The 12,188-nt window shown below is 73.6% G+C and carries 8 protein-coding genes; 2 read left to right on the forward strand and 6 right to left on the reverse strand.

The annotated features are described in order from the left end of the window. Positions 1–6 precede the first annotated feature (6 nt). Positions 7–1,896: a TRAP transporter large permease gene (locus tag Q8W71_RS31210; RefSeq protein ID WP_305527496.1), complete on the forward strand. Its 1,890-nt coding sequence runs from the start codon at positions 7–9 to the stop codon at positions 1,894–1,896. A 60-nt stretch (positions 1,897–1,956) separates the two neighbouring features. Here the strand turns inward: Q8W71_RS31210 and Q8W71_RS31215 are convergent, their stop codons facing one another. The 6 genes from Q8W71_RS31215 to Q8W71_RS31240 all read right to left on the reverse strand — a co-directional run bounded on the left by Q8W71_RS31215 (position 1,957) and on the right by Q8W71_RS31240 (position 9,467). Continuing rightward, positions 1,957–2,883: a DMT family transporter gene (locus Q8W71_RS31215; RefSeq protein ID WP_305529251.1), complete on the reverse strand. Its 927-nt coding sequence runs from the start codon at positions 2,881–2,883 to the stop codon at positions 1,957–1,959. A gap of 38 nt (positions 2,884–2,921) precedes the next feature. Next, complete coding sequence (locus tag Q8W71_RS31220; protein WP_305529252.1) at positions 2,922–4,190, reverse strand: arsenic transporter; 1,269 nt, start codon at positions 4,188–4,190, stop codon at positions 2,922–2,924. Positions 4,191–4,228: 38 nt separating this feature from the next. Continuing rightward, positions 4,229–5,455: a metallophosphoesterase family protein gene (locus Q8W71_RS31225; RefSeq protein WP_305529253.1), complete on the reverse strand. Its 1,227-nt coding sequence runs from the start codon at positions 5,453–5,455 to the stop codon at positions 4,229–4,231. Positions 5,456–5,474: 19 nt separating this feature from the next. Further along, a complete protein-coding gene (locus Q8W71_RS31230) occupies positions 5,475–6,815 on the reverse strand; it encodes an MFS transporter (RefSeq protein ID WP_305529254.1) in 1,341 nt (446 codons plus the stop codon). A gap of 375 nt (positions 6,816–7,190) precedes the next feature. Continuing rightward, on the reverse strand, positions 7,191–8,873 hold the full coding sequence (metG, locus tag Q8W71_RS31235; protein ID WP_305529255.1) for a methionine--tRNA ligase: 1,683 nt from the start codon (positions 8,871–8,873) through the stop codon (positions 7,191–7,193). Positions 8,874–9,251: 378 nt separating this feature from the next. Next, positions 9,252–9,467 carry a hypothetical protein gene (locus Q8W71_RS31240; protein WP_305529256.1) on the reverse strand — a complete coding sequence of 72 codons (216 nt, stop codon included), beginning with the start codon at positions 9,465–9,467 and terminating at the stop codon, positions 9,252–9,254. A gap of 346 nt (positions 9,468–9,813) precedes the next feature. Between Q8W71_RS31240 and Q8W71_RS31245 the strand changes: the two genes are divergently transcribed. Beyond that, positions 9,814–12,188: PAS domain-containing protein (locus Q8W71_RS31245; protein ID WP_305529257.1), on the forward strand; the 2,375-nt coding region annotated here is incomplete at its 3' end.

Here is a 12,188-nt window from a genome sequence, read left to right on the forward strand (position 1 = left end):
ATCGCCATGCAGATCGACATCGCGGCGGCTGAGGCCGCACCGGGGGCCGTGGCGGATCCGCCGCTGCGGGCCCGGCCCTGGCTCAGGGCGCTGGACAACGGCCTGGGCCACCTCGTCGAGATCCCCGCCGCCCTGCTCGTCGTGGCCGAGATCGCCGTCCTGCTCTCGGGCGTCGTCAGCCGCTACCTGCTGCACGCCCCCCTGGTCTGGTCCGACGAGCTCGCCGGCATCCTGTTCCTGTGGCTCGCCATGCTCGGCGCGGTGGTCGCCTTCCGCCGCGCCGAGCACATGCGCATGACCGCGCTGGTCGCCATGGCCGGGCCCCGCACCCGCGCCTTCCTCGACACCGTGGCGCTGGTGGCCGGCCTGATCTTCGTCGCCCTGGTGCTGCACCCCGCCTACGAGTTCGCCAGCGAGGAGATCTTCGTCCAGACCCCCGCGCTCGAACTCAACAACGCCTGGCGCGCCGCCGCCCTGCCCGTCGGCTTCGGCCTGATGCTCGCCATCGCCCTGATCCGGCTGGCCGAGACCGCCGACTGGCGCCTCACCGCCGGCGCGCTCGCGCTGGGCATCGGCGTCGCCGCCGGCGTGACCGCCCTCCAGCCGGTGCTCTCGGGGCTCGGCAACATCAACCTGCTGCTGTTCTTCGTGCTGGGCGTCGGCGCCCTGGTGTTCTCCGGCGTGCCGATCGCCTTCGCCTTCGGGCTGTCGACCTTCGCCTACATCACGCTGACCACCAACGCGCCGAGCATGGTCGTGGTGGGCCGCATGGACGAGGGCATGAGCCACCTCATCCTGCTCGCCGTGCCGCTGTTCGTGTTCCTCGGCCTGCTGATCGAGATGACCGGCATGGCCCGCGCCATGGTCGGCTTCCTGGCGAGCCTGCTCGGCCACGTGCGCGGCGGCCTGTCCTACGTGCTGGTGGGGGCGATGTACCTCGTCTCAGGGATCTCCGGCTCGAAGGCCGCCGACATGGCCGCGGTCGCCCCGGTGCTGTTTCCCGAGATGAAGGCGCGCGGCGCCAAGGAGGGCGACCTCGTGGCGCTGCTCTCGGCCACGGGCGCGCAGACCGAGACGATCCCGCCGTCCATCGTGCTGATCACCATCGGCTCGGTCACGGGGGTGTCGATCACCGCGCTGTTCACCGGCGGGCTGATGCCGGGGCTGGTGCTCGCCGTGACGCTGTGCGCGCTGGTGTGGTGGCGCTACCGGGGCGAGGATCTCAGCCACGTCGCCCGGCCCTCGGGACGGGTGATCGGCAAGACCTTCCTGGTGGCGCTGCCGGCGCTCGCCCTGCCGTTCGTGATCCGGTTCGCGGTGGTGGAGGGCATCGCGACCGCGACCGAGGTGTCGACCATCGGCATCGTCTACGCGGTGCTGGCGGGGCTGCTGATCTACCGGCAGTTCGCCTGGGGGCGGCTGTACCCGATGCTGGTGATGACCGCGACGCTGTCGGGGGCGATCCTGCTGATCATCGGGGCGGCCACGGGGATGGCGTGGGCGCTGACGCAGTCGGGCTTCTCGCAGACGCTGGCCTCGGCGATGACCAGCCTGCCGGGGGGGGCGCTGGGCTTCCTGTTCGTGTCGGCGGTGGCGTTCGTGATCCTGGGCTCGGTTCTGGAGGGGATCCCGGCGATCGTGCTGTTCGGGCCGCTGCTGTTCCCGATCGCGCGCACGGTGGGCGTGCACGAGGTGCACTACGCGATGGTGGTGATCCTGGCGATGGGCGTGGGTCTGTTCGCCCCGCCGTTCGGGGTCGGCTACTACGCCGCCTGCGCGATCAGCCGGATCCACCCGGACGCAGGGATGCGCCCGATCGTGGGCTACATCCTCGCCCTGCTCGTCGGCCTGCTCGTCATCATCCTCGTCCCCTGGTTCTCCATCGGGTTCCTGTGAGGGACGCCGCCGCGGCGCCGGAGGCCGGCGCCGCGGCGGAGGGAGATCGGAACACCCGGATCAGAACACCGAGATCAGGACGATCCCGGCGACCATCAGCGCGGCGCCGCCGAGGCGCTGCGGGCCGGCCGCGACCCGCTTCATCCCCAGCCAGCCGAAATGGTCGAGCGCCACGGAGGTGAGGAGGTTCGCCGTGATCAGCAGGCCGTTGAAGGCGCCGGCCCCCACGGTCGCGACGAACAGCAGCCCCGCGAACACCGCCACCGCGCCGGTCAGCCCGGCGAGCGGCATCCACCAGCGCAGGCGGGCGATGTCCCGACGCGTCGGCAGCGGGGTCGGCCGCACGAGGACGATCAGCGCGAACACGAAGACGACCGGCAGGAACGACACCGTCGCGGCGAGCCACGGGTTGACCAGCGCCTCGCGCAACTGCCCGTTCCAGACCACGCCGATCGCCTGCAACGCCCCCGCGACCAGGATGAACGGGTAGAGCAGCTTGCCGCCCATCCCCCGATCCTCGCCCCCGTCGTCGCTCTCGGCGCCCGTGCGGGCGATGAGCGCCACGCCGACCACCATCAGCAGCCCGCCGAGCCAGGGCATCGGCTTGAACCCGCCGGCCTGCATCCCGAACAGGCCGAGCGCGTCGAGCGCCAGCGAGGTCAGGATGTTGGCCGTCAGCGTCAGGCCGTTGAACGGCCCGGCGCCGACCTTGTCGACGAGGATCAGGCCGCCGAACACCGCCACCGCGCCGGCCACGCCGCCGAGCGGCGCGTACCAGGGCATCGCGGCGAGCTGGTCCACGCTCGGCAGCGGCGTCGGCATGACCAGGAACAGCGTGACGAACACGAACACGATCGGCGCGAACGAGACGGTGGCGGCGAGCCACGGGTTCACGAGCGCCCCGCGCAACTGCGCGTTCATGGCGTTGCCGAGCGCCTGCAGAGCGCCGGCCGCGAGGATGAAGGGGTAGAGCAGGGCGGCGTTCACGGGCGCGGAACCTCGGGTCGTCGGTGCGGGGAGCGGCGTCAGACGAGCAGCAGGCCGGCCAGCGCCAGGGCGAGGGCCGGGGGCATCACCAGCAGGCCGAGCTTGAGGAAGGCGAAGGCGCCGACATCCTGCCCCTCGCGCCGGATGGCGGTGAGCCACAGGATGGTGGCCAGCGAGCCGGTGACCGACAGGTTCGGCCCGAGATCGACGCCGATCAGGATGGCGCCGGCCACCTTCTCGGGCACGTGCGCCGTCTGCACCGCGGCCCCGGCGATCAGGCCGGCGGGCAGGTTGTTGACGAGGTTGCACAGCACCGCCACGAGGCCGCCGGCCCCCCAGGCGGTGCCCGCCGGGTCGACCCCCGCGGCGGCCTTCAGGGCGTCGGCCAGCATGCGCAGGACGCCGGTCTTCTCCAGGGCCTCGACCAGCACGAACAGGCCGGCCACCAGCGGCAGCACGCTCCACGACACGTCCCGGGCGACCTCGACCAGGCCGCCGCGGCGCATCAGGAGCACGACGAGGGTGGTGAGCAGGCCGGCGACGAAGGTCGGCAGGCCGAGATCGAGGCCGAGCGCCGAGGCGGCGATCAGCACGCCGCCGGTCGCGACGATGCCGAGTCCGGCCACGAGGCCGGTGCGCGACAGCCGCACCGCCGGGACATCGGTGGCCACCGTCTGGCTGCGCAGGGTGCGGGCCTGCGTCAGGCGCAGCACCGCGTAGGTGGCGACGATGGCGAGCGCCGAGGGCAGGGCGAACAGGCCGAGCCAGCGGGTCAGCGGCGGCATGTGCTCGGCGAAGACGACGAGGTTGGCGGGGTTGGAGATCGGCAGCACGAAGCTCGCCGCGTTGGCGATGAAGGCGCAGACGAGCAGGTAGGGCAGCGGCTTCTCGACCCCGGCCGCCTTCGTCGCGGCGAAGACGGCGGGCGTCAGCACCACCGCGCAGGCGTCGTTCGACAGGAACACCGTCACCACCGTGCCGACGACGTAGACGAGCAGGAACAGCCGGGTCGCCGAGCCCTTGGCCGCGCTCACCGCGTGCGCGGCGAGCCAGTCGAACAGGCCCTCCTTCCGCGCCACCTCCGACATCAGCATCATCCCGACGAGGAACAGGTAGACGTCGGTGCCCTTGAGCACCCCCTCCCAGGCGGTGGCCGGGGCGAGCAGGCCGAGGGCGACCAGGGCGCCCGCCCCCAGCACGGCCCAGATCGCCTCGGGCCAGGAGAACGGCCGGAGGATGACGCCGAGGGTGGCGAGGCCCGCGATCACCCAGGTCGCGAGGTTGGGGGTCAGCGTCAGCGCGCCCATCGGTTGCCAGGATCCTGTCGCGGGTGGTTCGGGCCGGACTACCAGTGCCGGCCATTGCGGTTGGGCCCGAGCTGGTCGCCGCGCACGCCCTTCTGGGCCCAGGCCGGAAGCCGGAACGCGTCGCTGCCCGGGCGCTCCGGAACCGGTGGGGGCGTGAAGAGGCGCCCCGCGGGCTCGATCGCGTCGCGATCGACGTTGGGCGCCCCGGTGCGCGGGTTCACGGTGCCGTCCGCGATCTCGACGGAGAGGCGGCGGGCGCCCTCCGGCCAGTCGATCCGCGCGCGGACGCTGCGCGGGCCGTCCGGGATCATCGGATGCGGGAGGCCGTCGTCGACGCGGACGCGGCAGGTCCAGTCGCCCGGGTCCGCGGTCGAGAGCACCAGCGCGCGCACCTCGATCCGCCCGTCCGGCGCGTCGAGGGAGGCCGTGGCGAGGCGCCGGTCGGCGGGGCTGGTGATCATCGCGAAGGGCAGCGCCCGGTCGAGGGGCTTGAAGCGCCAGCTCACGGCCGGCCCGTCGATCGCGGCCACCGCGTAGCCGACCGAGCCGTCCTCGTTCTGGCCGACCGAGCGCGCCGCCGCGTAGAGGGTGCGGCCGTCGGGCGCGAGCTCGTTGTAGTGGGTGTGGCCCATCTCGACGAGGCGCACGCCGGCATCGCGGATCAGCCCGGCGAGCGCGGCACGCTCCTCGGGCACGCGCAGGTCGTCGGGGTAGACGTGGGTGAACACGGCGCAGGGCCGGCCGGCGGCCCTGGCCTTGGCCAGCTTGCGCGCGATCCAGGCGAGCTGGCGGGGGCCCAGCCGGAAATCGAGGCCGAAGCCTTTCTCGCCGTAGCCGGCGCTGACCGTGTCGAGGAACAGGCAGCGCACGCCGTTGATCGTCTCGGCGTAGTAGTACTGCGTCACGCAGGCCGGGTCGCGCGGCCGCGGCAGGGTGTTGCGCCGCGCCGCGTGCGCGCCCCCGCGCGCGCTGCCCGCCACCCGCGCGAACAGGGCGTCGAACGCCGTCATCGTGCCGAACTGCCGGTCGTGGTCGCCCGGGATCAGCCGGACCGGCAGGTCCGGATGGTCGTCGAGCGCCCGCTCCAGCACCGCGTACTGCGCCGCCGTCCCGTCCTCGGCGAGATCGCCCGGCAGGTAGGCGAAGTCGATCAGGTCCCGCGCGTGCAGCCGCGCGACCTCGGCGAGGATGGCGCGCAGGTCGGCGACGTTCGGGTCGGTCGCCGCCTCCAGGTGCAGGTCGCCGATATGGGCGAAGGCGAACATGGCGCCGCTCCCCGCCCGGTCACGCGGCCGGCACGGCGAGCGGGCGGAGGCCTGAGGATCCGCCGCCGCCCGGGGCGGCCGGCTCGTAGCCGTAGGTCTCGGGCATCAGCAGGAGGTAGAGGGCGAAGCCGACCGCGGCGATGGCCGCGAGCACGAGGAACGCGGCCCCGTAGCCGGCGCTGACGATGATCACGCCGGCCAGCGTCGCGCTCAAGGAGGCGCCGAGCCCCTGCGCGGTCGCCACCGCCCCCTGCGCCACGTTGAACCGGCCGGTGCCGCGGGTGAGATCGGCCACGACGAGGGGGAACAGCGCGCCGTAGATGCCGGCGCCGACCCCGTCGAGGCACTGGACCGCGACGAGGTAGTAGGGGTTGTCGGAGACGGTGTAGAGCGCCCCGCGGATCGCCAGCACCCCGAAGGCGGTGAGGAAGATCGGCTTGCGGCCGATCGCGTCGGCCTTGGCGCCCACGAACACCGCCATCGGCACCATCACGCACTGCGCCGCCACGATGCACAGGGCGATCAGCGAGGTGGCGCTGTCCTTGCCGACGATGTGGGTGAGCTGCTGGCCGACCGAGGTCAGCATCGCCGCGTTGGCGAGGTGGAACACCGCCGCCAGCACCGCAAACAGCAGCAGGTGGCGGTTGGCGAGCAGCGCCTTCAGCCCCGAGGCCCCGTGCGCGCAGTCGGCGTCGTCCTGCGGGCAGTCGAGGCCGCGGGCGAGGTCGTCGTCGATCTCGGAGGCCGGCACCATCAGCATGGCGCCGATCGAGAGCGCGGCGAGCACGCCCATCAGCCAGAACACCACGACCGGCCCGAACAGGTAGGCGAGCCCGCCCGCCAGCGCGGCCGAGACGGCGTTGCCGGCGTGGTTGAAGCCCTCGTTGCGGCCGATGCGCTTGGCGAACAGCTTCGGCCCGACGACGCCGAGCGTGATCGCCGCCAGCGCGGGCGGGAAGATCGCCCCGGCGATGTGGGCCACCGACTGGGTGGCGGCGACGACGTAGAAGTTCGAGATCCACGGCAGGGCGACGCAGCTCAGCGTCACCGCGACCGCCGCCGCCATGACGATCGCCCGCTTGTGGCGGGTCCGGTCGATCAGCGCCCCGGCCGGGGTCTGGGCGATCAGCCCGGCGATGCCGGCGATCGTCATGATCAGGCCGGTGGTGGCCTCGTTCCAGCCCTGGTCGGGCCCGCGCACGGCGATGAGGTAGATGGCGAGGTAGGGCCCGAGCCCGTCGCGCACGTCGGCGAGGGTGAAGTTCAGGGCGTCGAGCCCGCGCAGGGCGCGCCGCGAGGGCGTGCGACCGGGCCGGGCGGCGTCGGACCCGGCTCCGGTGCTGGGACGCGGGGCGGTCATGGCGATCTCCGGAATGCGGGGCCGTCGCGGGCGGATCGGGTTGGGGGTCGATGCGTGCGGCGCATCGCGCCCTCAAACAGACCGACGGTCCTTGGTTCCGTGTAATCGGATAAAATCCAACTCACGATCGCATGAGCGGCCTTTCCCATCGCCGATGCCTGTCGTCGGCACGTCGCGGACGCTGGAGAGTGTTGACCACCACAAGTTTTATTCATTCGGCAGGAATCGGCGCGGGAGGATGGACGATGCTGCACGACGGCGCGGACGGAGCCGGGCCCCGGTGGATCGACCGGGCCCTGCTCGCGGCGGCCTCCGCCTCGCTCGGCTTCGGCGTGGCGGTGATGCTGGCCGCCCTGTTGCGGTGACGGGCAGTCCTCAGGACGGCGCCAGCCGGAGATGTTCGGGCCGGATCTTCGCCACCGGCTCGAAGCGGTCCGGAAGCGGCGTGCCGGCCCGGATGCCCCCCAGGATGATCCCGTCGACCGCGTCCGGCCAGGGCGGGACCGCGTCGGTCGCGCCGCCGACGGCGGCGAGCGCCGAGCCCGCCAGGGTCGGGATGATGCTCCAGGCCACCGCGGCGCACAGCTCGCACAGCCCGAGGGCGACCCGCGTCGCCACCGCCGCCGCGGCGCGATCGGTCCGGAGCGCCGCCCAGGGGGCACGCTCCTGCACATAGGCGTTGGCCCGCGCCCACAGGGCCCGCGTCTCGGCGGCCGCGCGGCGGAACTCCCGCGCTTCGTGGTGCACACGCACGGCGGCGATGCGGGCCGCGACCTCCGCCGCCAGCGCCCGCTCGACGGCGCCCGGCTCGCCGCCCGTCGGCACCCGCCCGTCGAACGCGGTCTGCGCGAGGCGCACCACCCGCTGCACGAGGTTGCCGAACACGTCGGCCAGATCCTTGTTCACCTCCGCCGCGAACCGCGCGGTCTCGAAGTCCGTGTCGGACGTCTCGGGGGCGTTGGCGATCAGCCACCAGCGCCAGAGGTCGGCCGGCAGCGCGGCGAGCGCCGCTTCGCAGGAGACGCCCCGTCCGAGGCTCGTCGAGAACCGGCCGCCGGCGAAGATCAGCCAGTGGAAGCCCTTGACCACATCGGCGGTGTGCCAGGGCTCACCCGAGCCGATGAGCGTGGCGGGGAAGCTCACGGTGTGGAAGGGGACGTTGTCCTTGCCGAGGAACTGCGCGTAGCGGGTCTCGCGCGCGTCCTCGCCCCACCACCAGGGGCGCCAGTCGCGGCCCGGCGCCGCGGCCGCCCAATCCTGGGTCGCGGCGATGTAGGCGATCGGGGCGTCGAACCAGACGTAGAAGACCTTGCCCGCGAAGCCCGGCCGCGGCACTGGCACGCCCCAGGCGAGGTCGCGGGTGATGCAGCGGTCGCGCAGATCCGCCGTCAGCCAGCTCCGCGCCAGGGCGGTGACGAAGGGCGGCCAGCCGGTGCGCGTGTCGAGCCAGTCCCCGAGGGCGTCGCGCAGCGCCGACTGGCGCAGGAACAGGTGGCGGCTGTCGCGCACCGCGAGGCGGTCGTCGCCCGAGAGTGCCGAGCGCGGCGCGATCAGGTCGGCGGCGTCGAGCAGCCCGCCGCAGGCATCGCACTGGTCGCCGCGGGCGCCGGGGTCGCCGCAGCGCGGGCAGGTGCCGACCACGTAGCGGTCGGGCAGGTAGCGTCCGTCCGCGGGTGACCAGACCTGCGGCACGTCGCGTTCCTCGATCAGCCCGGCGGCGTCGAGGCGGCGGTAGAAGTGCTGTGTGAGCGCGCGGTTCGCGGGGGCGGACGAGCGGCCGAAATGGTCGAAGCTCAGGGCGAACCGGCGGTACGTCTCGGCCTGCCGCCGGTGCTGCGCGTCGCAGAACGCGCGCGGCGCCTGGCCGGCTCGGGCGGCGGCGATCTCGGTCGGCGTCCCGTGCTCGTCGGTGGCGCAGACGAACAGCACCGCGCTGCCGATCTGGCGGTGGAAGCGGGCGTGCACGTCGGCGGGCAGCAGCGAGCCGACGAGGTTTCCGAGGTGCTTGGTCCCGCTGACGTAGGGCAGCGCGCTGGTGATGAGGATGCGGCGTGACATGGGGATGCGTCCCGTGTGGAGAGGGTGACGCGCCGAACCCCGGACGCATGAAAAAGCCCTCCCGCGCGGCGCGGAAGGGCTGGGTTCGGCGCTCTCGCCAGTCGCGCGCGGACGCGCGTCACCCTCTCCGGCCGGACCTCGTGCGGTCGGGCCGGGTCATTCGCGGGGCACGGGCGAGGACCGGACGCATGGACGCGGCGTACCGCGCCCCAAGCGCGCGATCAAGGCGCCGTGCGGCGGATGCAGGGGCATCGAACGCGCGGTCGCGCGGGCTCACCTGCGGAGCCTGCGAGCGTCTCCGTCACTCCGGAACCGCCCGGCACGCTTTCGGCATCCGGGCCGGAACGACCGGCCGCGCCGCCCGGCGGCCGGCTGCGCTCAGATGCGCGTGCCGTCGTCCTTGGGCGGGCTGCCGCAGCGGAAGCGGGCGACGCGCCAGCGCGCGTGCGCCGTCTGCCACAGGGACATCTGCGCCTGGGCGACGCTGAGGCACTTCTGCGGGGTGGCGATCTCCTCGCCGAAATGGTGGACGCGCATCACGCAGTGGGTCGGGTTCGCCACCATGCAGGTGAGGAAGTACAGGCCGTAGAGCATCGCCGATTCCCCTGGTTCGGGGGCGTTTCCTCCGCGCTCGCAGCGCCTGCCTAGCAACAAGCGTGCCGTTCGGGATCATCGGCCCGGGTCGTGTCCCCTCGCCCGGCAACGACGCCGGAGCGGGTCGAAGTTCCGAGGCCCCGCGCGATTCTCCGCGGCCGCGCGGCCGCGGACGCCCCGGAACGCGGCTGGACCGGCCGGGCAAGATGCCGCACAGGCAGGCGGGGCCGAGCCCGCATCCGCGCCATCTTCGTGGCCGAACGGGCTGCCGCCCTTCAACCCTGGCGCGAGATCCTCCGCGGGATCCCCGGCGCAAGACGATCGCGGCGAAGGCCTCCCTGGACGCGTGACCGATCCCCTCTCGTTCCTCGACGGCAGCGTCACCGGCGCCGAGATCCGCGCGCGCGACTGGTCCGGGACCCCGCTCGGGCCGCCCTCGGGCTGGCCGCCGGCCCTGCGCAACACGCTCGCGCTGATGCTGGCCTGCCCGCGGGCGATGTTCCTCGCCTGGGGGCCCGACCTGCTCTGCTTCTACAACGACGCCTACCGGCCGATCCTCGGCTACCGCCTGGAGACCGCGCTGGGCCGCCCGTTCCGCGCGGTCTGGGCGAGCATCTGGCCGGACATCGAGCCCCTGGTCGCCGCGACGCTCTCGGGCGAGAGCCGCACCCTCACCGACCTGATGCTCGACCTCTCGCGCGCGGGTCAGCCGGAGCGGAGCTGGTGGTCGTTCACCTACTCGCCGGTCCGCGACGACGCGGGCGCGATCAACGGCCTGCTCTGCGTCACCGCCGAGACCACGGCGCAGGTGGAGGGCGCGGCGCGCCTGCGCGAGAGCGAGGACCATTTCCGGCACACGGTGGAGTTGAACCCGCAGGTTCCCTGGACCTGCGATCCGGCGGGCAACATCACCTCCTATTCCAGTCGCTGGCTGACCCTGACCGGGCAGGCCCCCGGCGAGCCCCTGGGCACGGGCTGGAGCAAGGCCCTGCACCCCGACGACCTCGTGCCGACCCAGGCGGTGTTCGCGGCCTCCCTCGCCTCCGGGGAGCCGGTCGACGTCGACTACCGCATCCGCATCGCGGCGACCGACACCCACCGCTGGATGCGCGCCCGCGCGTGGCCTCGGCGCGACGGGCGGGGGACGATCGTGCGCTGGTACGGCGTGGTCGAGGACATCCACGACCGCAAGCTGGCGGAGGCGGCCCTGCGCGAGGCGAACGCGACGCTGGAGCGGCGGGTCGCCGACGCCCTGGCCCAGCGCAAGCTCTGGGCCGACGTGTTCGAGACCACCGACGCCCTCGTCGGCGCCCTCGACACCGCGTACCGGGTGCTCGCCGTCAACCGGGCCTACGCCGACGCGTTCGCGCGCCTCTACGGCGTCCGCCCGCGGGTCGGCGACGACCTGCTCGCCCTGCTGGCGGACCGGCCCGAGCACCGCGCCGCCGTGCGCGCGATCTGGGAGCGGGCGCTGTCGGGCGAGGCGTTCAGCCGCGTCGAGACCTTCGGCGATCCCGAGCGGGAGCGATCGTCCTACGAACTCAAGTTCACCCCCCTGCGCGACGCCGAGGGCCGCCGGATCGGCGCGTTCCAGTACGCGCAGGACGTCACCGCGCGCCTGCGCGACCAGGAGCAGCTCGCCCGGACGGAGGAGGCGCTGCGCCAGTCCCAGAAGATGGAGGCGGTGGGCCAGCTCACGGGCGGGCTGGCGCACGACTTCAACAACCTGCTGGCGGGCATCACCGGCTCGCTGGAGCTGATGCAGACCCGCATCGGCCAGGGCCGGCTCAAGGACGTCGACCGCTACATGGCCGCCGCGCAAGGCGCCGCCCAGCGCGCCGCCGCCCTCACCCACCGCCTGCTCGCCTTCTCCCGCCGCCAGACGCTCGACCCCCGCGCCACCGACGTCAACCGCCTGGTCGCCGGCATGGAGGAGCTGATCCGCCGCACCGTCGGCCCGGCCGTGCGCATCGAGACCGATCCCGACCCCGACCTGTGGCCGGCGCTGGTCGACCCGCACCAGCTCGAGAACGCGCTGCTCAACCTCTGCCTCAACGCCCGCGACGCCATGCCCGAGGGCGGCCGCATCACCATCGTCACCGCCAACCGCCGCCTCGACGAAGCCGCCGCCCGCGCCGGGGACGTCCCGGCCGGCGACGCGATCCCGCCGGGGGCGTACCTGTCGCTGTGCGTGGCCGACACCGGCACGGGGATGAGCCCGGAGGTGGTGGCGCGCGCCTTCGACCCGTTCTTCACCACCAAGCCGACCGGCCAGGGCACGGGGCTGGGCCTGTCGATGATCTACGGCTTCGCCCGGCAGTCGGGCGGGCAGGTGCGGATCGCCTCGACGCCCGGGCGGGGGACGCGGGTGTGCCTGTACCTGCCGCGCCACGACGGCCCGGCGGAGGCGGCGGCCGCCGTGGCCGGCCCGGGGGCGGCGCCGCGCGCCGAGCGGGGGGAGACGGTCCTGGTGGTGGACGACGAGCCGACGGTGCGGATGCTGGTGACCGAGGTTCTGGAGGATCTGGGCTACACGGCGATCGAGGCGGGCGACAGCGCGGCGGGGTTGCGGGTGCTGCACTCGGACGTGCGGGTCGACCTCTTGGTGACCGATGTCGGCCTGCCCGGGGGCATGAACGGCCGGCAGATGGCCGATGCCGGCCGCGCCCGCCGCCCCGCCCTCAAGGTCCTGTTCATCACCGGATACGCCGACACCGCGGC

Origin of the sequence: Methylobacterium amylolyticum, assembly GCF_030700245.1 — a bacterium.
Classification (GTDB): Bacteria; Pseudomonadota; Alphaproteobacteria; order Rhizobiales; family Beijerinckiaceae; genus Methylobacterium.